General features: G+C 66.2%; 22 protein-coding genes. 18 read left to right on the top strand and 4 right to left on the bottom strand.

Annotation, left to right across the window (positions count from 1 at the left end; translation table 11 throughout):
• Positions 1–731: 731 nt before the first annotated feature.
• Positions 732–1,436 (top strand): IS5 family transposase, encoded by a 705-nt coding sequence (locus JAP66_RS27700; protein ID WP_372449016.1) that lies wholly within the window; start codon positions 732–734, stop codon positions 1,434–1,436.
• Positions 1,437–1,527: 91 nt separating this feature from the next.
• Here JAP66_RS27700 and JAP66_RS27705 read toward each other — a convergent pair whose 3' ends face one another.
• Positions 1,528–2,187 carry a GntR family transcriptional regulator gene (locus JAP66_RS27705; RefSeq protein WP_199434795.1) on the bottom strand — a complete coding sequence of 220 codons (660 nt, stop codon included), beginning with the start codon at positions 2,185–2,187 and terminating at the stop codon, positions 1,528–1,530.
• A gap of 139 nt (positions 2,188–2,326) precedes the next feature.
• On the opposite strand from JAP66_RS27705, the gene JAP66_RS27710 reads away from it, so the two are divergent.
• From JAP66_RS27710 to JAP66_RS27775, 14 genes are all read left to right on the top strand, one after another.
• Complete coding sequence (locus tag JAP66_RS27710) at positions 2,327–3,823, top strand: aldehyde dehydrogenase (protein ID WP_235999614.1); 1,497 nt, start codon at positions 2,327–2,329, stop codon at positions 3,821–3,823.
• Between the two features lie 46 nt (positions 3,824–3,869).
• Positions 3,870–5,291, top strand: a complete 1,422-nt coding sequence (tcuA, locus tag JAP66_RS27715) for an FAD-dependent tricarballylate dehydrogenase TcuA (protein WP_199434797.1) — start codon at positions 3,870–3,872, stop codon at positions 5,289–5,291.
• Between the two features lie 62 nt (positions 5,292–5,353).
• A complete protein-coding gene (locus JAP66_RS27720) occupies positions 5,354–6,247 on the top strand; it encodes an FAD:protein FMN transferase (protein ID WP_199434798.1) in 894 nt (297 codons plus the stop codon).
• Positions 6,244–6,822 (top strand): flavin reductase family protein, encoded by a 579-nt coding sequence (locus tag JAP66_RS27725; RefSeq protein ID WP_199434799.1) that lies wholly within the window; start codon positions 6,244–6,246, stop codon positions 6,820–6,822. The genes JAP66_RS27720 and JAP66_RS27725 overlap by 4 nt, the downstream gene beginning before the upstream one ends.
• Entirely contained in the window at positions 6,819–7,871 is a 1,053-nt protein-coding gene (locus JAP66_RS27730) for an ABC transporter substrate-binding protein (RefSeq protein ID WP_199434800.1), read from the top strand. Before JAP66_RS27725 ends, JAP66_RS27730 begins: the two co-directional genes overlap by 4 nt.
• Before the next feature lie 25 nt (positions 7,872–7,896).
• Positions 7,897–8,751 (top strand): ABC transporter ATP-binding protein, encoded by an 855-nt coding sequence (locus tag JAP66_RS27735; RefSeq protein WP_199434801.1) that lies wholly within the window; start codon positions 7,897–7,899, stop codon positions 8,749–8,751.
• Complete coding sequence (locus tag JAP66_RS27740; protein ID WP_199434802.1) at positions 8,748–9,605, top strand: ABC transporter permease; 858 nt, start codon at positions 8,748–8,750, stop codon at positions 9,603–9,605. The genes JAP66_RS27735 and JAP66_RS27740 overlap by 4 nt, the downstream gene beginning before the upstream one ends.
• 34 nt (positions 9,606–9,639) lie before the next feature.
• Positions 9,640–10,509: an alpha/beta fold hydrolase gene (locus JAP66_RS27745; RefSeq protein ID WP_199434803.1), complete on the top strand. Its 870-nt coding sequence runs from the start codon at positions 9,640–9,642 to the stop codon at positions 10,507–10,509.
• 4 nt (positions 10,510–10,513) lie between these two features.
• On the top strand, positions 10,514–11,101 hold the full coding sequence (locus JAP66_RS27750; protein WP_199434804.1) for a carboxymuconolactone decarboxylase family protein: 588 nt from the start codon (positions 10,514–10,516) through the stop codon (positions 11,099–11,101).
• Between the two features lie 12 nt (positions 11,102–11,113).
• Positions 11,114–11,956 (top strand): SDR family NAD(P)-dependent oxidoreductase, encoded by an 843-nt coding sequence (locus JAP66_RS27755; protein ID WP_199434805.1) that lies wholly within the window; start codon positions 11,114–11,116, stop codon positions 11,954–11,956.
• A gap of 114 nt (positions 11,957–12,070) precedes the next feature.
• Positions 12,071–12,829: an alpha/beta fold hydrolase gene (locus JAP66_RS27760; RefSeq protein ID WP_199434806.1), complete on the top strand. Its 759-nt coding sequence runs from the start codon at positions 12,071–12,073 to the stop codon at positions 12,827–12,829.
• Entirely contained in the window at positions 12,826–14,037 is a 1,212-nt protein-coding gene (locus JAP66_RS27765; protein WP_199434807.1) for an LLM class flavin-dependent oxidoreductase, read from the top strand. The genes JAP66_RS27760 and JAP66_RS27765 overlap by 4 nt, the downstream gene beginning before the upstream one ends.
• 24 nt (positions 14,038–14,061) lie before the next feature.
• Complete coding sequence (locus JAP66_RS27770) at positions 14,062–14,259, top strand: 2-hydroxymuconate tautomerase family protein (RefSeq protein ID WP_199434808.1); 198 nt, start codon at positions 14,062–14,064, stop codon at positions 14,257–14,259.
• Positions 14,256–15,098, top strand: a complete 843-nt coding sequence (locus JAP66_RS27775; RefSeq protein ID WP_199434809.1) for an SDR family NAD(P)-dependent oxidoreductase — start codon at positions 14,256–14,258, stop codon at positions 15,096–15,098. Before JAP66_RS27770 ends, JAP66_RS27775 begins: the two co-directional genes overlap by 4 nt.
• Positions 15,099–15,104: 6 nt before the next feature.
• On the opposite strand, the gene JAP66_RS27780 is transcribed toward JAP66_RS27775, so the two are convergent.
• Positions 15,105–15,809: a FadR/GntR family transcriptional regulator gene (locus tag JAP66_RS27780; RefSeq protein WP_199434810.1), complete on the bottom strand. Its 705-nt coding sequence runs from the start codon at positions 15,807–15,809 to the stop codon at positions 15,105–15,107.
• 935 nt (positions 15,810–16,744) lie between these two features.
• On the opposite strand from JAP66_RS27780, the gene JAP66_RS27785 reads away from it, so the two are divergent.
• The 3 genes from JAP66_RS27785 (at position 16,745) to JAP66_RS27795 (ending at position 18,195) form a co-directional block, all read left to right on the top strand.
• A complete protein-coding gene (locus JAP66_RS27785; protein ID WP_199434811.1) occupies positions 16,745–17,293 on the top strand; it encodes a hypothetical protein in 549 nt (182 codons plus the stop codon).
• A 15-nt stretch (positions 17,294–17,308) separates the two neighbouring features.
• Entirely contained in the window at positions 17,309–17,890 is a 582-nt protein-coding gene (locus JAP66_RS27790) for a DUF4245 family protein (protein ID WP_199434812.1), read from the top strand.
• Positions 17,891–18,006: 116 nt separating this feature from the next.
• A complete protein-coding gene (locus JAP66_RS27795; protein ID WP_199434813.1) occupies positions 18,007–18,195 on the top strand; it encodes a hypothetical protein in 189 nt (62 codons plus the stop codon).
• A gap of 792 nt (positions 18,196–18,987) precedes the next feature.
• Here JAP66_RS27795 and JAP66_RS27800 read toward each other — a convergent pair.
• Both JAP66_RS27800 and JAP66_RS27805 read right to left on the bottom strand, forming a co-directional pair.
• Positions 18,988–19,467 (bottom strand): TIGR02391 family protein, encoded by a 480-nt coding sequence (locus JAP66_RS27800; RefSeq protein WP_199434814.1) that lies wholly within the window; start codon positions 19,465–19,467, stop codon positions 18,988–18,990.
• A gap of 43 nt (positions 19,468–19,510) precedes the next feature.
• Positions 19,511–19,846 (bottom strand): hypothetical protein, encoded by a 336-nt coding sequence (locus tag JAP66_RS27805; protein WP_199434815.1) that lies wholly within the window; start codon positions 19,844–19,846, stop codon positions 19,511–19,513.
• Between the last annotated feature and the right edge of the window lie 599 nt (positions 19,847–20,445).

A 20,445-nucleotide genomic window follows, 5' to 3' on the forward strand; every position in this document is an offset into this window, starting at 1 on the left:
ACGCGTCGTGTTTGCGCCTCTGGCCGGGTGCGCTGCCGTAGCGTCCTGCCTGTTGCTGTCCGAGATCCCGTGCGGCCGGCAGTTCGCGACCAGCGTCCTTACCCGGCATGACTGGCTTGATCTGGCCTGTCCGCTGAGGCCCGACAACGAACAGCTGACGCTCTATGCTGCTTGGGTTGCGGCAGCCGACCGAAAGGCTGCTGAAGTTCTTGGCTCTAGGATGCCTCGGCGAAACCTCAAAGGGTAAGTATTTGCGGTCACATCTCAGCGAGCGCATCCGAGGTGCGAAGATAGATATCCCCGGTCCTAGCAGCGTGTTGTCTCTTCCTAGTCAGGAGTTCTGGGAACGAGATCCTATTTTCAAGCGTCATGGTTAGATCGAAGCCGTCCATTAGCAAAATAATCGGCCTGCCGCCCTGGCTGGCGATTTGGACAGCTGATGGTTGGAAACCGTTGACTGACACGAAGAGACCTAGGGTGTTGTCAAGTTTCCGTTCGACTTTCCGGCTGAAGCTGTCGAGTTCGTTTGCGGGCGTTAGAGCCTGTTTTGATCCCGGTGGTGGGTATGGGGAGGGCCTCTGCTAAATGATTTTGACGCCACATCAGGATCACCAGAGCAGAGGCCCGATTCACTTTGTACCCCAGCACCGATCGGCCCAGCGCAGCGGGCCGGACTAGCCGCTACCCCCCCCGATACCACCGATGCCGAGTGGGCCCTGCTCGAGCCGCTGTTGCCGGTACCGGCCTGCCAGAGCCCGGGTGGTGGTCGCCCGGAGAAACACTCGCGCCGGGCGATCGTGGACGCGATCCGCTACATCACCGACAACGGCAGCAAATGGCGGGCGCTGCCCGCCGATTTCCCACCCTGGAAAACCGTGCACGGGTTCTTCACCCGCTGGCGCGCCGCCGGCGTGATCGAGCGCATCCGGGATGCGCTGCGCGAACAGCTCCGCCTGCGCGCCGGCCGGGACCGCTATCCCAGCGCGGCGGCGATCGACTCCCAGTCGGTACGGGCCGCCGAAACGGTCGGCAAACCCACCCGCGGCTATGACGGCGGCAAGAAAGTCGACGGGCGCAAACGCCACATCGCCGTGGACACCCTGGGCCTGCTGCTGGTGGTCATGGTCACTGCCGCCAACAGCCAAGACCGCCCCACCGGCCGCCTGCTGCTCTCGCGGCTGCGCCAGACCCAGCGCCGCGTCCGCCACATCTGGGCCGACGGCGGCTACAACGGCACCCTCGCCGACTGGGCCAAAACCACCGTGAACATGACCGTGGAAATCGTCAAAAAGCTCACCGGGCAAAAACTTTCATCGTGCTCCCCCGACGCTGGGTCGTGGAACGCACCTTCTCCTGGATCAGCCAGGCCCGCCGCAACGTCCGCGACTACGAACGCCTCCCCACCCACTCCGAGGCCTTCATCAACTGGGCCATGATCACTATGATGACCCGGCGCCTCACCCACGACCCAAGGCGCACCACAAACCCCTAACCAAGATCAAAGACAGCCTCTAAGAACAACGGTCTTCATTCACGAGCTGTCGGCTCTTCAAGCGCGGTGGCGGCGGCATTGTGGATGTGTTCGCGCCAGAGGACGCTCGCGGCGTCGGCGTCACGTTCGATGATCTTGGTGACGACCTGCCTGATCTCCTGGATACTCGCGTGCGGCCTGCCTTCGTGGGCAAGGGAGCGGGACCGGAGTTGGGCAAGCCTGCCGTGGAGCAGGCGTGCCTGGTTGTGGAGGACGTCGTTGCCCGCGCCGGAGTAGAGCACATCGTAGAAGTCGTTCTTCGCTTCGAGCATCTGGGAGACGTCGCCGGCGTTGTGGGCGGCTTCGACCTTGTCGGTGGCTTCGGTGAGCTGCGCTGCATGGTCGTCGGTGGCGCGTTCGACAAAGAGGCGCACGGCGAAGCATTCCAGGGCTTCCCGTATCTCGTAGATCGCGCGGGCTTCCTGGTCGCTCAGCTGCGCGACCGTGGGCCCTTTGTGTGGGGGGATCACGAGGAAGCCTTCGGCTTCGAGCTGCCGGCAGGCTTCGCGAACGGTGTTGCGGGAGACGTCGAGCTGCGCGCAGAGTTCGCGTTCGACCAGGCGTTGACCTGGGGCGAGCGCGCCGCTGACGATCTCGGCGCGGATGGCCTCGACCGCTTGTGCACGTACCGGGGCGACGACTCTGGTGACCTTCACCAGCTCAGCTTAGCAGGTCAACGCCTCACTGTCCCATTATCCTCTATCCCATTGACCGATTATGGGACGATCCGTTAGCGTCTGGCCGATCAAAGTTCGTACTGGAGGCGCGATGTCGCAGACACTGTCCAGGGCCGCCATGGCTGAAGATGCCGTCCGGCGGTACGGGTTGTTCGTCGACAACACGGTGGTGCAGCCCGCTGACGGGGCATACCTCGACGTGGTCAATCCCGCGACGGGAGTCGTGTGGGCACAGATACCCAACGCGTCGATCGCCGACGTGGATCGGGCGGTCACGAGCGCGCGGCGTGCATTCGACAGCGGCGAGTGGCCGGCGATGCGTGCGGCGGATCGGGCCATGCTCCTGATCCGTGTCGGCGAGCTGGTCGAGGAACACGCCGAGGAGCTCGCGGAGCTCCAGGTAGACGAGAACGGCAAGCTCATCCGGGAAATGCTCGGGCAGACGAAGCTGTTGCGGGAGTATTTCAACTACTACGCGGCTCTGGCGCAGATGCCGACCGGGACGACGAACCCGTTGCACGTGCGGGACATGGTGAATTACACGGTGCGGGAGCCGCTGGGCGTGGTGGCCGCGATCACGCCGTGGAACTCCCCGCTGTTGCTGCTGGCATGGAAGCTCGGTCCGGCGCTCGCGGCGGGCAACACGGTCGTCGCCAAGCCGTCCGAGGTGACTCCGGTCTCGTTGATCCGGTTCGCGGAGCTCGCCGCGGAGGCCGGACTGCCAGCGGGTGTCTTCAACGTGGTCACGGGTCTGGGTGATCCGACGGGCACGGCGTTGACCGGGCACCCAGGGGTGGACAAGATCGCGTTCACGGGTTCGACGGCGACCGGCCGGGCGATCGCAGCCCAGGCGGGGCACACGTTGAAGCGTGTTTCGCTCGAGCTGGGTGGTAAGTCGCCGAACATCGTGTTCTCCGACGCGGACCTGGACAGCGCCGTGAACGGGCTCGTCGCCGGGATCTTCGGGGCGAGTGGGCAGACTTGTATGGCGGGTTCCCGGATTCTCGTGCAGGAAGACGTCTACGACAAGGTCGTCGAGCAGCTCGCGCAGCGGGCAGAGTCGATCAAGGTCGGCGATCCGCGTGACCCCGGCAGCGAGATGGGCACGGTCGCGTGCCGTCCGCAGTTCGACAAGGTCCGGCACTATGTCGAGGTCGCTACCGCTGACGGCGCTCGCCTCGTCGCGGGGGGTGAACCGGCCGTCGTGGACGGGTTTCCCGACGGGCTGTTCATGCGACCGACGGTGTTCGCTGACGTCGGCAACGAGATGCGGATCGCTAGGGAAGAGGTGTTCGGCCCGATCGCGGCGGTGATTCCGTTCCGCGACGAGGCCGAGGCGATCGAGATCGCGAACGATACCGAGTTCGGGCTCGCCGCGGGTGTCTGGACCGGCGAGGTCCAGCGTGCGCATCGCGTGGCTGCTCGGCTGCGCGCGGGCACCGTGTGGATCAACAACTACCGCAAGACCTCGTATGCCACGCCGTTCGGCGGCTACAAGCAGAGCGGGCTCGCACGCGAGAACGGTCCGGACGCACTGCGCGAGTACACCGAGGAGAAGAGCGTCTGGGTCGACACCGGCCAAGGGGTAAAGGACCCGTTCAATCCACGTGCGTGACCGCCCGTCCCCGTCGAAGTCGTTGGGAAGGATCGCGATGTCTGTCATGGCAGAATCGGCAGCGAGAAGCGGCGACATCGTCGTCATCGGTTCCGGGATAGCCGGCCTGTCCGCGGCGGTGAGCGCCGCAGAGGAGCTCGGCGGCAGAAGCGGTTGCACGGTCACGGTCGTGGACCGTGCGGAGCGCAACCAGGCGGGTGGCAACAGTAAGTGGACCTCTGCCTACCTGCGGCTCGACGATGTCTATGAGGTCGCGGATTCTTTCGTCGACGACGTGGTCGGCTTCTCGGGCGGCCGAACGCCGTCCTGGTATGTCGAGACGCTGGTCGACCGGTTGCCGGAGACCATGGAGTGGATACAGGGCCACGGCGCGCGATTCCGCCGGTTTCCCACGTATTTCATCAACAGCAACCGGCCCCGGCTCCAGCCGGTCGGAGGGGGCGAGGCGCTGTTGAACGCGCTCCGCCCATCGGCGGAACGACTCGGCGTGCGGTTCCGCTATGGGCGTACCGCGCAGCGGCTCGTCCATGACGACGACGGCAGGGTCACCGGCGTCGTCGTGACCGGCGACGACGGCGAGGAGATCATTCGAGCCGACGCGGTCGTCATCGCCTCGGGCGGGTTCGAGGGTGACCCGGCGACGCTCACGAAGGAACTCGGCGGCAACGCGGACCAGCTCATCCCGATCGCGCCGGGAGTCGGCTTCAACCGGGGCGAAGGGATCCGGATGGCGCTGGACTCCGGAGCGGCGCGGGCCGGTCAGTGGGACACCTTCCACGCCGAGCCCGTCGACCCTCGGTCCAGCGATCCTGAGGCGCTCGTGATGGTCTTCCCGTACGGAATTCTCGTCAACGCACACGGGAAACGGTTCCTCGACGAGGGCGGGGGAACCGTCGACGAGACCTACGAGTCCACTGCCCGCGCGGTCTGGTCCCAAGACGGTGGGGTCGCATACTTCATCACCGACCAACAATCCTCGGCAGTGACCGAATGGAAACGCGGAGTCCTGACGAGCGTCAAACCGGTCGTCGCCGACACCGCGGGCGAACTTGCCACCGCGCTCGGCCTGCCTGCCGATCGGCTGGCTCGGACGATCGAGGAGTACAACGCCGCGGTGGTCGACGACCGCGAGTTCGAGTGGCGACGCCCCGATGGCAAGCACACCGACGGTCTCGAACCACCGAAGAGCAACTGGGCCTTGCGCCTGGACCGGCCACCCCTGCTGGCCTACCCGGTGGCCTGCGCCGTGGTGTTCACCTTCGGGGGGCTCGCCACCGACGCACGCGCACAAGTAGTCGGGCACGACGGTGATCCGCTGACGGGTCTCTACGCGGCCGGTGAATGCACCGGCATTTACCACGAGAAGTATCCCGGCGGCACCTCCGTCCTACGAGGAATGATCTTCGGCAGGTTGGCGGGCCTGGAGGCCGCACGAGAGGTCAGCACGGCGAGTACGGCGGGTTGCTAAACCGTATCATGAATGGGATATTAACGACCCGACGGGGCGCGGCAGGAAAGGAGCTGGTGCCGATGCGACCAACGGCTCTTCACCGGCCCCCGAGTGGTGCAGCGGGTGCATGGGGAGACAACCCGCTGGGCGCCACCAGCCACGTCTGCTACGTGTTCACGTGTCAGGTCAGCCTTGCCTGTCGGGGCAGGCCCGCGGTCGAGTTCGGCGAGGTCGAGGCGCGACTTCGGCTGCTCGAGCAACGCTTCTCCCGGTTCATCCAGGACAGCGAGCTCTCGCGGCTCAACGTGAGCGCGGGCAAGTGGTGTCCCGTCTCGCCGGAGATGTACGCGCTGCTCGAGCATGGGTTGAACGTCGCGGTTGCGAGCGAGGGTCTGGTGAACATCGCGGTGCTGCCCCAGTTGGTCGCGGCGGGCTACGTGTCGTCGTCACCGGAGCAGCCCGCCGTGGCGGAGGCGGCATTCGGTACTCCGGTCGAGCCGTTGACGTCCGTGCTCGAGCTCCGGCGCGGCCAGGCGCGTCTGCGTCCGGGCCACGCGGTCGACTTGGGCGCGTTGGCGAAGGGTTGGTGGGCCGACGAGGTCGTGTCCTGGCTGGGCCCGAACTCGGCAGCCAGTCTCGGTGGCGATGTCTCCTGCCGCGGGGAAGGACCGACTGGGGCTGGCTGGCCGGTGGCGGTGCCCGGTGGAGTGGTACTCACCGTCGTCGACGGAGCAGTCGCCACGAGCGGGACGGCGAAACGGCGATGGGGACACGGAATGCATCACCTCATCGATCCGCGCACGGGTCGGCCGTCCGATTCGGACGTCGTGGAGGCGACGGTCGTCGCCAATGCGGGCCGGTCCGCTGAGTGGGTGAGTTCGGCGCTCGTCGTGGGTGGCACCGCGGTCGCGGGCCGACTGAGGGCCCGGGCGGATGTGCTGGACGTGCGGCTGAATACCACGGGGGAGTCATGACATCGAACTTCGGAGCTGTGGCTTCCGAACGGCTGGTGGATGGCATGCGTTTCCGCCAGGTCTTCCGCCAGATTCCGGCGCCGGTGGCGGTCTTACTGGTCGCGACGGAACAGGGTGGGGTCACCGGCATCACCTGCACGTCCGCGAGCTCGCTCTCTGGTGAGCCCCCGATGGTGATGGTCGCCGTGGATGACAAGACCGGTGTCGCCGGCCTCGTCGAAGGCGCGGGCCGGTTCAGTCTCAACTTCCTGGCAGCCGATCGGGAGCGCTGGGCGCGGGCGTTCTCCTCACGTGGTTCCGAACTCTCCGCGTTGGCGAGCGTGCTCGTCCCCGGGCGAACTCCGGTGTCCACGTTCGCGACCGGCACCACCGCGGTGCTCGAATGCCGTACCGCGGACCTCCAACGCGGCGGTGACCACTGGATCGTCTGCGGAACAGTACTGCACGCCCGGTTCCAATCCGACGTGGAACCGCTGGTCTACCTCGGGGGACGCTACGGCACGGTCGCCTTCGACCGGGCCGGACAGGGAGAGGCGAACAACGAAGTTTCGCCCGCTGAAGGGAATTCCCCATGAAAAAGGCAATCACGGCAGGGTTGGCGCTGCTCGCGGCGGTCGCGCTGTTGGCGGGCTGCGGCGGCGCGGGTGGCGGCTCGACCGGCGAGAGCGCCGATGGGTTGACCACCGTCCGCATCGGTTCCGAGAAGGTCACATCCGACGCGGGCATCTTCCTGGCCGACCACCTCGGGTACTTCGAGAAGGAAGGCATCAAGGTCGAGTACGTGCGGCTGAAGGACGCTCCCGCGATCACCAACGCTTTGGCGACGGGCAACCTGGAGGTGGCCGGTGCCTCGCTCGCACCGGGCGTCTTCTCCGCGCTCAACCGCGACATCAAGATCAGGGTGGTCGGAGACAAGCAGAGCATCCGGCCGGGAGTCTCGGCGACCCGCTTCGCGGTCAAGCCGGAATACGACAAGGGCAGCATCGAGCAGACACTCGAGGGGCTGCGCGGCAAGAAGGTCGCGGTCCACAGCAACCTGTCCATTCAGGTCTTCATGCTGAGCAACCTGCTCGAGCGGCATGGTATGTCGCTCGACGACTTCCAGATCACACCGGTTCATGCGCCGGATCAGGTCAGCGCCTTCCGCGGCGGATCGATCGACGCCGCGGTCATGTTGGAGCCGTACATGACCCAGGGTACCGAGGCGGGCATCGCCAAGCTCGCGGCCGACCTCACCGAGGGCGCGCCCGAGGATGGTGAGACGTTGACCGGCCTCCTCTACGGCAAGACGATGCTGGAGAACCGAAAGCTCGGTGACGCGTTCATGCGTGCGTACATGCGTGGCGTGCGGGCGTACAACAACGCGATCTTCCACGGGAAGAACCACGACCAGGTGGTCGGGATCATCGCGGAGGAAGCCGACATGCCGGCGGAGCTCATCGAGAAGACCAAACCCGTCGGGCTCGACCCGGACCAGCGTCTCGACGCCGACTACCTCGGCCGGTTGCAGGACTTCTACGTCCACCAGGGAATCCTCGACCATCCCGTAGACGTGCGCAAACTGATCGACACGTCGTTCGCCGAAGCCGCCGTCGAGCAACTCGGCAAGTACCGCGCGCCCTGACCCGCGGCCGAAGGAGTGCCCCACCATGAAATCCTCAGACACGTCAGCTGTCCACATCGATGACCTTACCAAGGTCTTCCTCAGCCGCGACGGCAGGGGAGTGCACGCACTACAGAACATCGACCTCGATGTCCGGAGTGGCGAAGTCGTGGCGATCATCGGACCGAGTGGCTGCGGCAAGAGCTCCCTGTTGCGCATTCTCGCCGGGTTGGACCAGGTCTATGAAGGCCGGGTGCGGTGGAACCTCGCCGCCGCCGAAGGGAACGACAAGTCCCGGCGAGGGCGGCTGACGAGCGCCACCGTATTCCAGTCGGATTCCACCCTGCCGTGGATGACGGTGGAGAAGAACGTGCGGATCGGCTTCGCGAAGCTGCGACTCGACCGCGCGGACGCCGCCGCACGGGTAGCGGACGTGCTGCAACTGGTCGGACTCAGCGAATTCCCCAAGGCGTATCCCCACGAGCTCTCCGGCGGCATGCGGCAGCGAGTGGCGATCGCCCGGGCGCTGGCCACGCGCCCGCACCTGTTGCTCATGGACGAGCCACTCGCGGCGCTGGACGCCCAGACGCGGCTGGTCATGCAGCAGGAACTCATCGACATCTGGCGGCAGACGCATTCGACGGTGTTCTACGTGACTCACGACATCGAAGAGGCCGTCACAGTCGCCGATCGGGTCGTCGTGCTGTCGGCCAGGCCGGGAAGGGTGCGGATGGTCCGCGACGTCGAGACGACGGGCGCGAGCGTCACGGAACTGCGCCGGGACCCCGCGTTCGGCGATCTCACCGTGGAGTTGTGGAACACGATCGCGGGCGAGGTCGGTGGGTCCTTGGCCGCTGCCCCGAACGGCGAACCGGGTTCGACCAAAGTAGGTGTGGCATGACCGGAAACGTGGTGAGCGCCGTGGCGACACCTGACCTGAAAGGTGATCTCTCCGGCGCGGTCGAGCGGCTCCGCCGGGACCGCGCACACGAGCGGCGCAAGCGGCGCGCGTGGGCGATCTTCACACCGTTGGCGCTGTTGCTCGGGTGGGAACTCGCGAGCCGGTTCGGGCTGCTGGACGAACGGTTCTTCCCGTCGCCGCTGAACATCGTCTCCGACGCGCTGCGGTACTTCGCCGAGCCGGATCTGCGTGCCGACCTGCTGGTGCATCTCGCGCAGTCAGGCACAAGGCTAGGTCTCGGCTTTCTGCTCGGCGCCGTGGCCGGCCTCCTCGTCGGCCTCGCGATCGGCCTGCATCCGGTGACGAGATACGCGTTGAGCGCGGTGATCAACGGCATCTACCCGCTACCGAAGCTGACCCTGTACCCACTGATGATCATCTTTTTCGGGATCGGCAACACGAGCATGATCGCTCTGATCGCGCTGGGCGTGTTCTTCATGGTAGCCATCAACACGGCCTCCGGCGTGATGTACAGCGATCCCGTGTACAAGGACGTCGCATCCGCGTTCGAGTTACCCAGGCTGGTCCGGCTGCGCACGATCACCGTTCCCGCGGCCATCCCTTCGGTCATCAGCGGTCTCCGGCTGGGTTTCGGGCAGGCGCTGATCATCGTGGTGGCCACGGAGTTCGTGGCGGGTGACGGCGGGGTCGGGTACCTGATCTGGAACTCCTGGCAGATCCTCGACGTCCCGGTGATGTTCCTCGGGCTGACGATCGTCGGCCTGACCGGGTGGCTGGCTTCGGCGTGTATCAGCTGGCTCGGCAAGATCCTCGCTCCATGGCAGGCCGACTGACTATCTGGTGTCCAGCACGGACGGAGGGCAACGAATGAACCAACCTGTCGAGCGCATCATCGATGCCGGCGGTTTCCGGACGCACTACTGGGAAATGCGGCCACAAGGCGAATCGAGGGGAACGGTCGTCCTCGTGCACGAGGGATCGATCGGTGCGGACGCTTGGACGAGCTGGGCGGCACTGTTCCCGCTCCTCGGTGACGACTACCGGGTGCTGGCGCCGGACCTTCTCGGCTTCGGCGACACGGACAAGGCGATCTACTTCGACCGCTCGCCGCACGCGTTCCGGGGCGCACACCTCGCCGCATGGTGCGAGGCGGTCGACGTCGAACCGGGCAGTGCCCACTTCGTCGGGCACTCCCTGGGTGGTTCGCTCGTCTTGCGCGCGCTGGCCTCGGCGACGTCGGTGCTGCCCGCGCGCAGCGGAGCCAGTATCTCCGGCAGTGGCGGCCCGTGGCGGTCCGCGCGGGGCATCGAGGAACTGGGTCGCTTCGACGGAAGCGAAGGCGACGTCCGGCGGGTGGTCGACCTCATGGTCGACGGCTTCCCGGGCATCGATGACCTGGTCCGGCAGCGTTACGAGAACACGAGGAAGCGTGGTCACGTCGAAGCATGCCTCGCCGGTCGCGTGCGCCATCCCGCGCCGCCGCCGCCCGCAGGTGGTGACGACTGGCCCGCGCCGCTGTCGGCCAGCCCGGTACCCCTACTTGTCGTGGGCGGTGACCGGGACGATCTGCTCGAACCGGGCTGGACCGACCACTTCGCCGAGCTGGCACCGAAGGTCACGACCCAGCGAGTCGACACCAAGCACGCGCCGAACGTAGACCAGCCGAAACTCGTCGCCGACTTGTTGCGTGACTTTTTCGCCACCGTGGAACGACCCGCAACCGCGGGAGCGCGGTGACGACGTGAGTGAAGGCATGGCCAACGAGCCAACGACATCGCCGAGGCTGCCCCGCCTGACGCCCGATGAGCTGACGGCCGACCAGACGAGGCTGTACCGGGCCTTCACCGAGGGACCGAGACAGCAACAGGCGTCGTTCTTCCCGGTCGCCGACCAGGACGGCGTGCTCAGCGGGCCCTACCGGGCGATGCTGCTCAGTCCCACCGTGGGCGCAGCGTTGGAGCGGCTCGGTGTCTCGGTCCGGTACCACTCCCACCTGCCCGCCTGGGCGCGGGAGCTGGCGATCCTGACGGTCGCCTGCCATTGCCGGTGCCCGGTGGAGTGGAGGGCACACGAGGAACTCGCCCGGGCCTCCGGGGTGCCGGACGTGACTATCGAGTCCCTGCCGACGGGGTCGCCAACCCTGGTCGGCGACGACGCCGGGGTCACCCACGCGTTCGTCCGCGCGCTACTCGAGCACCATGTCCCTGACGACGTCTTCGGTGAGGCGGAGGAACTGTGGTCGAAGGCGGGCGTGTTCGAACTTGTCGCCACCGTCGGCTACTACCAGATCATCGCCGGTATCAACCACACGTTCGTAGCCTCGACGTAAGGGAGCGGGCCGATGAGACATCTCGAAGGAAAGGCTGTGGTCGTCACCGGCGCCGGCCGCGGCCTCGGGCGAGCGTACGCGGTCCATGCCGCCGGTGCGGGTGCCGCGGTCGTCGTCAACGATGCCGACGCGGTCGCCGCGGAGAAGGTGGTCGAGGAGATCGTCGCGTCGTCCGGCGCGGCCGTGGCCTGCGGTGGTTCGGTGGCCGACCCGGCCGCGGCGCGGAACATCGTCGAGCTGTGTGTGTCCCGATACGGTTCGATCGACGGCCTGGTGAGCAACGCGGGAGTCTTCCACCAGGCCAAGCCTTGGGCGGAGGACCTGGACCGCATCCGGACACTGGTCGACGTGAACCTGCTCGGCACCGTCTACTGTGGGGTTGCCGCGATCGAGCGGATGCGGAAACAGGACACGACGGGTTCGATCGTCAACGTCACCTCCGGAACACATCTCGGTCACCCCGAAACGGCGGTGTACGGCGCGACCAAAGGAGCCGTTGCCTCCCTGACCTACGGTTGGGCCCTCGACCTGCTTCCGGTCGGCATTCGCGTCAACGCCCTCTCACCGCTCGCGGTGACCGACATGAAGCTCCCCCCTTACGACGGCCATGTCGATCCCGACGACGTGGCGGCCGTGGTGACCTACCTGCTGAGCGATGCCTCGGCGGGCATCACCGGGCAGGTCGTGCGCCGCGCACGCCGCGGCCTGGGACTGCTCGCCCATCCGCGCATCGGCGAGATGATCGACGCCGACGCATGGGAACTCGACGACATCGATCGTGCCTTCCACGAGTCGCTTACGCCGCTGGAACCGATCGGCTACGCCGACCACCGCACGGTCCCCGCTCGTGAGTGAGGAAAGTTGGAAAGTGTTCTAACCACCCGGAACACTCACGAGCCTGGCGGGTAACCCTTGTCATTTAAATAGCATCATGTTTATCATGTCTTTTAGACTGAAGGGAGTGACGACGTGGGAAGCGCGGAGCGGATGTTGTTCTTGCACGACGCCGATGTGCTACCGGGGCCCATCGGCGCCCTCGGGCAGCTCGACGACCTCGTCGACATCGAGGTGCCGCGCCATCCCGGCTTCGGAAGCCCGCTGGACGACGCGACAGAGGAGTGGGACAGCGTCGCCGATCTCGCACAGCACTACCTCCACGACCTCGACGGCGAACAGGTCCACCTGGCGGGCGCGGGGTTCGGTGGCTGGATCGCCCTGGAGATGGCGGTCCGCGCTCCTCGCCGGTTCGCCTCGCTCGTGCTGGTCTCGCCGTACGGGGTGAAGCTGTTCGGCCCGACGGATCGCGAGTTCGCCGACGTCCTGCTGCTCGACCCGAGCGAGGTGGTCGAGCTGGGCTGGGCCGATCCGGCCGCCGTCTATGGTTTGCGGATGCCCGGGTTCCCGCGGGGACTGGAGGACGCCGAGTACGAGCAGGCCTTCGCCGACCGTGCCGCGCTGGCCCGGTACGCCTGGAAACCGTTTCTCCACGACCCCCGCCTTCGCCGGTGGCTGCACGTCGTCGACGTGCCCACCCTCGTCGTCGTGGGCGATCGCGACCGCATGGTGACCCCGGAGCACAGCAGGACGCTCGCCGGGCTCCTGCCGCGAGCCGACTACGTCGAGATCCCTGGAGCGGGCCACTACCCGTACCTGGAGACACCCGAGGCGTTCGTGTCCGCTGTCGCCCCGTTCGTCGCCGCCAATTCGATGACAGGAGCAGGCCTATGAAGTGTTACCACTTCACCGAGATGCCCTATCCCTACATCTCGCAGGAGGTCGAGGACGAGCACCGCGGGCTGAAGTACTTCATGCCCAATCGCTACTACGACCCGGTGCGCGGCTACGAGTTGTACCAGCGCTACCTGGACGAGTACGAGCTCGCCGACGAACTCGGCTTCGACCTCATGGTCAACGAGCACCATCAGTCCGCGTCGACCCTGCACGTCTCGGCCACGCTCAGCGCGGCCTCGGTGCTGGCCAGAACCCGGAAGGGCCGGGTGCTCGTGCTCGGCACGCCGTTGCCCCATCGCGAGAGCCCGGTCCGGGTGGCGGAGGAGGTCGCCTACCTCGACGCGATCAGCGCGGGCCGCATCAACTGCGGCTTCGTCCGTGGTGTCCAGGGAGAGACGTACCCGTCCAATCAGAATCCCGTGCACAACATGGACATGTTCTTCGAGGCGCACGACCTCATCAAGGAGGCATGGACCCGCCAGGATCTGTTCTCCTGGGAAGGGCGCTTCTACCATTACCGCTACGTCAGCGTGTGGCCGAGGCCGTACCAGCAACCGCACCCGCCGATCTGGGTGAGTGGCACCACGAGCAAACTGGTCGAGTGGACCGCGCGCCAGGGCTACACGCTGTGCAACCTGCTCGGCGCCTACGACGACACCGCCAGGTCCTTCCGCCTGTATCGCAAGGCCGCGATCGAGGCCGGGCTGGGCGAGCCGGCGCCGGACAAGTTCGCCTATCTCGCCTTCTGCCACGTGGCACCCACCGAGGAGCAGGCGCGACGCGTAGGCGAAAAGCTCATGTACTACCTGAAGCAAGGTCGCCAGCGGCTGGGTGCGGCGAGCCCGCCCGGCTACTCCTCCACGGCCGCGGCCGTCGCGGCCTTGCGCGGCAAGCTCGGTGAAGTCCGCAAGTACAGCTTCGAGCGCCTGATCGACGAAGGAATCATGCTCGTTGGCACCCCGGACACCGTGACCAAGCAGATCCAGCGTCTCTACGACGAGACCGGGGTGGGCAACCTCATCCTGATGAACCACGCGGGCGAGATGACCAGCAACGAAGTGCGGGACAGCCTGTGCCTGTTCTCCCGCGAGGTCATGCCCGCCGTCGCTCCCATCGGCAGGGATTGGCGCGACGACGACACCAGCTGGCGCGTGGACAACGACACGCAACCCGTGGAAACCGTGCTCGCGAGTGCCCTGTCTTGATTCCGCACCGAAAGGGAACGCATCATGCCCCGCATCATCGTCCAAGCAGTCGAAGGCCGGACGCTCGAACAGAAGCGCCACCTCGTGCGCGCCGTCACCGAGGGCGTCGTCGAGGCCTTCGACGTCGCACCCGAGACCATCACGATCGTGATCGAGGAGATCCGCCGCGATCACATAGCCAAAGCCGGCATCCTCGCCGCCGACCGCAAGGCGTCGACGTGACCGCGGCACCGACCGGACAGACGCGTCCGGACACGGCGGCCACCGCGCCGCTGCCGGGGAGCGTCGATCCGGGACTCAGCGGGGCGCGTGCGGCCATCTTCGGAGTCGGCCCCGGCATCGGACTCGAGTGCGTCCGGGTACTGGGTGCGCTGGGCGCACACGTCGCCTGCGTGGACCTCGATCCAGACCGTGCCGACGCCGCGGCCGCCGAGTTCGACCGGTGGCCGGGAGAGGGCTTCGCGTTGGCGGCCGACGTCTGCGACCGCGACGACGCCGAACGGGTCGTCGCCGACGCGACCGACGCACTCGGCGGCCTGGACGTCGTCATCAACGTCGTCGGGCACGGCGGGCCCGCCGTGCCAGTTGCCGACATGCCCGACGACGTATGGACCGACGTACTGCGCATCAATCTCGACCATCACTTCTACGTCACCCGCGCGGCGATGCGGTCGATGATCGCGCAGCGACGGGGGAGCATCGTGCTGATCTCCTCGGTCAACGCACTCGGATCCTCGCCACAGCGGGCCGTCTATGGGATCGCCAAAGCCGGGCTGATCTCCCTCGCGAAGTCACTCGCGATCGAGGCGGCGGAGCACGGCATCCGGGTGAACACCGTCGCACCGGGCGCCACCCGAACCCCACGCAGGCAGCATCTCGCCGAAGGCGATCTGGCCGCCGTCTACCGCGACTCGATCCCTCTCGGCCGGCTGGCGGAGCCACAGGAAGTGGCCCGAGCGGCAATGTTCCTCGCCTCCGACCTCGCCAGCTACATCACCGGCGAAACCCTCGTCATCGACGGCGGAGCGAGCGTGAAGTACTGCCTGCCCGCAGGCAACTGAGCTTTCTCAGGCCCAGCCGATGATCTCGTCGTTCAGGGCGGCGTAGCGACGTTCGAAACCGGCCTTGAGTTCCACCATGTGCGTGCGCATGAGGTCCTCCGCGCGTGCGCCGTCTCCGTCGAAGATCGCCTGCGCCACGGCTTCGTGCTCACTCTGGACCTCGGCCCAGCGTGCCGGTGGCCGCTCGGCCGCGATCACCCGTTCCGTGTACATCTCCTTGAGGGAGCGTCCAAACAGATCGAGAACACCGTTGCCCGACATTCCGGCGATCACTCCGTGAAAATCCTGTACCACCGACAGGTACGCCACCTGGTCCTGCGTGCCGAGATCCTTGTGCTCCCGCATCGACGCCGCAAGTTCCTCTAGCCGACGATCGTCACCCCGCTCCGCGGCCAGGCGAGCCATCATCGGCTCCATGATCACGCGCGCCTCGACGAGCTCCCAGAATCGGGTACGACCCATCTGTAGGAACAGCGACATCGTACGGCCAAAGTTGTACGGATCCGCCGACCCGACCGTCGCGCCCCCACCACGGCCCGGCCGAACCCGCACGAGCCCGTTGTTCTCCAGGATCCGCAACGCCTCCCGCAACGTCCCCCGCGCAACACCGTACATCTCCAGCATCGGCACCTCGGTCGGCAAGGCCGCCCCCGGCGTCAGCCCCTGCTCGACGATGTCCTCCACAATCTGCCGCGCCACCAGCTCCGCCATCTTGGCCGAACGCTGCCGAAACCGCGGCCTCCGTACCGACGAGCCGGACTCCGACATCTATCCCCCAACGGCAGGCAAGTGAGACGAAGGTTTGCTGAGCCTTAGTATCTTTAGCATATTTTAGGATATCAGACGGTATGCCGGGCGTCCGTCAGGCGAGCCATCTACCGAGCACATGTGCCCGTGTCCGTGGGTGCGAGTTTGGGTGCGAACTGCAGGCAATTGATGCCGCTGGAGTGGTTTCCCACCCAACGGTGTGCGACGTTTGAGCTGGTAGAAGCCCCAATGGTTACTAGTTGGTCGACTCATAATCCGTTGGCCGCGGGTTCGAGCCCCGCCCGGCCCACCCATTCTCACCAGTAGTTGTCGCGGTGAGAAGCACTCGCTGCGGCCGGGCAGCGGACGGCGAGCCTGCGGGCGTTCGACGAGGCCGAGGCGTCGTTGCTGTCTGTTCGGCAGTGCTCCTGTCCGGCGATCCGGCAGCGAGTTTCAGACGGCTCGCGGTTCGTCTCGAGCCGGACGGACGTGGTGGGTCACGTTATCCACACGAATGTCTCCGCGTCGGTGACGTGCTGCCCGCTGCCGGTCCGCACGCGGCTTTTCCGTTACAGGACGCCAAGCGGTACCTGTTCATCGCCGGGGCGGTGACCGTCCACGACTCCGCGTCCGCCGGCGTTTCGATCTCGACAGCCCTCGTGCGGGCGGACGCGGGACCGCCATCTACGCCTGCGGTTCGCCCGGCCTCCTCGAGCCGGTGGAACAAACCCGCGCCGGGCGCCCGGAGCTGAGCCCGCGTACGGAGTCCTTCGCTCCCATCGAACAGATTTCGTGCTGCAATTATCGGTTTCGCCTCGGCGATATTGCTCATATTAGCGTTCGGTACATCGCAGGCGTCTGCTGATCAGATCGGTAAAGAATCAAGCGATGAAACCAAGGTGGTTAAGAAGCAGGCGCCCACCAAGGGTAAGGTATCACTTCTGCTGACGGTTCACGGCAAGACCGTTGATGTGACAGCCGTGAAGGGTGACGAGCGGGCCGCATTGGCGGCACAACAAGAAGGGTGCATCAACACCGCACAGTGGAACGGGACGGGTACCTACGTTGGCCCAGCGGGTGGCGTCAAAACGTTGTCCTCGCTTTACATCTTCTTCCAGTCGAATGTTACCTGCACCGGGTTCACGCTGACCACCCTCGAAGATTCCAGCACGCTCCACAGCGACGCCGGGCCGGCCGTGGCATACGGCGTGCCCGACGACTGCGAAGGGGTCTGCACTTCGTCGGAGTCTCCCGGAGAGTATTCATGCGCCGCTGGGGTGGCGTGCGCGGGAAGTTACCAGGCGCTCGGCAGGCAGAACATGGAGCTACCTGCCGGTTACACGTGGGGCACCTGGTCAGATTTCTGCACCTTTCAACCGGAAACGCCACGGTGGTTGTTCTGCGACCCGTACTCCGGTGTCGACAGCTTCCCACCGACGACCGTGTGATGAACAATAGCGACCATGCCGACCGACAGCTCTGAATCTGCAGGTTCCGAGACTATCCACGTAACCGTCTCGGCGGGCAGCGGAGCGGCCGGTGTTGCCTGGGCACATCGCCCAGGCAACACCTCGCCCGATCAGCCCACCGCGCTCCTCCCTGCCGCGGTCACACCTACCGTGATCGCCGATCTGACCGCCGCCGAGCGGCACGTCCCTTTCCCGATACTGGTGCCGGACATGCCTGCCTTCACGGCCGCCTCAACGCGGATCTCGCTCAACGAGCACATACCATCGCTCAACATCGGGTGGTCGTACCCCGAGAAGCAAATGATCATGCTCCGAGAGACTGCGAAGATCCGGATCGGCTCGGGCGCTCGATGGGAAGCAACCACCTATCGAGACCGCCAGCTATATGTACGGACGCCCACACAGACGGTGCAAGAAGCCCCTGCCGCGCCATCGCGGGCCCACTATCAGATCGCCGTTCAGTACCCCAGTACCGGTGTCCACCTGGGCGGAGCCGTACCCCTTGAACTCCTCTTCGAGATCGCGTCCCGCTTGGTTCCGCTCCCTCCCTCCAAGTCCCCCACTGACATCGCGTGACGGCTCGTACGGCCTGAACTGCCCCACTCAGACCGAATAGCGGCTCATGACACCGTCCTAACAACAGGCCCACCCTCGGTGGCGACCTCGCCGCCCTGGCTCATGCAACTCGTCCGATGGCGACCAGGACTGACCGCCCCGCGCACCGAGAGGACACGCCCACGATCGGCATCGTGCTGGCCCATCCGGCCGCCGGCGCCGCACAGGGTGCCGAGAAGTACCTGCGCTGGGTGCTCACTCGGCGCGGCAACGCCGACTCCGACGCTCAACGCATCCGGGCCGGGCTCGGCGACACGCGCGCGTAGCCCCGCGAGTTGTCGGTGGGCGGCGATGGGCTCGTGCTTGGCCATCGCGCTGGCCGCTCTCTGAGCATTCTGTCGACCACGTCGGCGGGTGCGCCGAGGACAAGGGTCACCGACTCGTGCGGCACTTCCCCGTCTTGCCCTATTGATCAGCGTCGGCGGGAATGCGTGGGGTCTCTGCCGCGAAAAAGACTGATCATGTCCGGCACCGATCACGCGAGGAAGAAGGCCGTGCGGGCACGCATGGCCGAAACGGCGAGTCCTACACCGCCGCCTACCGCGCCCTCTACGGCAACTCCGACCAACCGGCCCGGCGGCCGGTCAGAGCGCACTGGGCGACTACGCCGAGGCCCTAGCGGTCGGGCGGCTCGCCGAGCCACACGAGGTGGCCGCCGCGGTGATCGGCGGTGGACTCACGCCGCCGCGCCGATGTGGCGCGCTCCCGCCGAGTACGCCCTGCACGCCACGCCGGCCGAAGACTTTGTTGTCCGAGCGATACGCCCCGACGAGCCAGCGGACACTGATGTCGATCAACTCGTCCCACCAGTCCGGCGCGGCCGGGTCAGCCGGTTCGTACGTGAGCGCGTTGTCGTCCAGAACGGACAGTGAAGCATCAATCAACTGTCGTCTACCTCCCGTGAATGCCTGCCCACCCGGCGGATCGCGAGCCGTCCAACTGATGCCAATTAGAGAACCTATAGGCACCGAACGATGAATTGTCACTCGGTCGGAGAGCTTCCGACGCCTACATAAAGGTGCGCGCAGGCTCTCGCCGCAGCGAGTACGAGCTCCGAGTTACGCGCCGGGACCGCCGGCGCTGGGCAGCTCAGGCGCTTCGACAAGATCGCACTCGTCCACCCAGCGGGCCAGCAGACTCAGTGTCGCTAGCCGCTCGAGCGCGGATTGATCGTCGAGTTCCCCGACACCGTGAGCCGCGCTGTTGCGGATAGTCATCTGCACCCCGGGAGCGAAGGACCGCAAACCGGAGTTCATGGTGCTGACGTCCCGGTCATGCGGATCGCCAGGCCACCGCAGCCGAGGTTGACCCGGCTGGGGCTCCTTGTCAGAGAAGGTTTGCTGCCATAAGGAAGTCTCGGAGACGTCGTTGCGTTTGGTGCGAATCTTGACCATCAGCACCACGGCTTCAGCAGCCCCGGCCACGGCCTCGCGGAAGTGACCGTCGCGCCACAGGCGCGAGGCTGCGCCCCAGACCGCCGGATGCATAGCCTCCGCGCCCACGCTGGGCGGGCGTTCCGCCTCGGCCTGCAGGATCAAGCCGTCCAGCCGGCCGAGAGCCTGGTCGCACGCACCAAGGACATCAGAAGCCTCCCAGCAGTGGCTTCGGCCGAGTGATCGTCTGCCAGTTCGTGATCGGGTCCACGATACCGGCGCCCTGCACACCCATCGCGATGCCGGTCAATGGAACCGCGGTCGCCGCCATGCCCGCCAGCCGAGACACCTTGGCCTGCCGCCGCGCGAGCTCCTCCGGATTCGCGTCATCGCGCGGAAGCACCGCTGGCGCAACCCCCGGCGCCAAGCTCCCCAAGCCCGCATTGACCACATGCAGCTCGAGAAACTCGACCAGCGCTGCGCGAAAGTCCGCCACCGCCGCCGCAACTGACCTCACGTAATCAGGATTCTTCCGCGCTTCCATAGCCGAATCGTTCCACGACGGTGCAGGACAGCGCCCATGCCGCGCCATGTGCCCGAATTCGTGACCGTTGGATCCGAGCGGCACGGTGTGTACGGAGTGCGGCTCCTGGTCGTTGACACCGCGTTGCATGCGAACTGGGCCAGTACATGCCAAGGCAATCATCAACGGCACACGGTGCCAACGTGCACCGCATCGCCGGATAAGGCATCACCCGGCCACGCCGCCATGGCCCATCGCGCCCGGCCGCGCGGCAATTGCGTAGATGGCATCGTCGCCCGAGAGTGTGCCCCTCCACGCGAGCCGTCGCATGTTCGGCGCAGCGCCGCACCAGGGACCGCTTGCCGAACGCCGGGAACACCAACCTTCCAAAAGGAGCATTCCCAGCCCCGCCGGAGTGGTGTGATACAGCATCGTTGCAGCTCAGGCGTCAGTTGAAACGAAACAAGACACGGCTGTGCGGTCGGGTGCATCCGCCTCCACCAGCTTCTTCTCGACCTCCCATGATGCGTCCTCAACCTGACACCGACAAGTACTCCACCTTCGCGCAAACGTACATAGTGTACGAGTAGTACACTCAGGCTATGTCTGCTGAACCGCGC

This window comes from Qaidamihabitans albus, assembly GCF_016464705.1.
GTDB classification, from domain to species: domain Bacteria; phylum Actinomycetota; class Actinomycetes; order Mycobacteriales; family Pseudonocardiaceae; genus Qaidamihabitans; species Qaidamihabitans albus.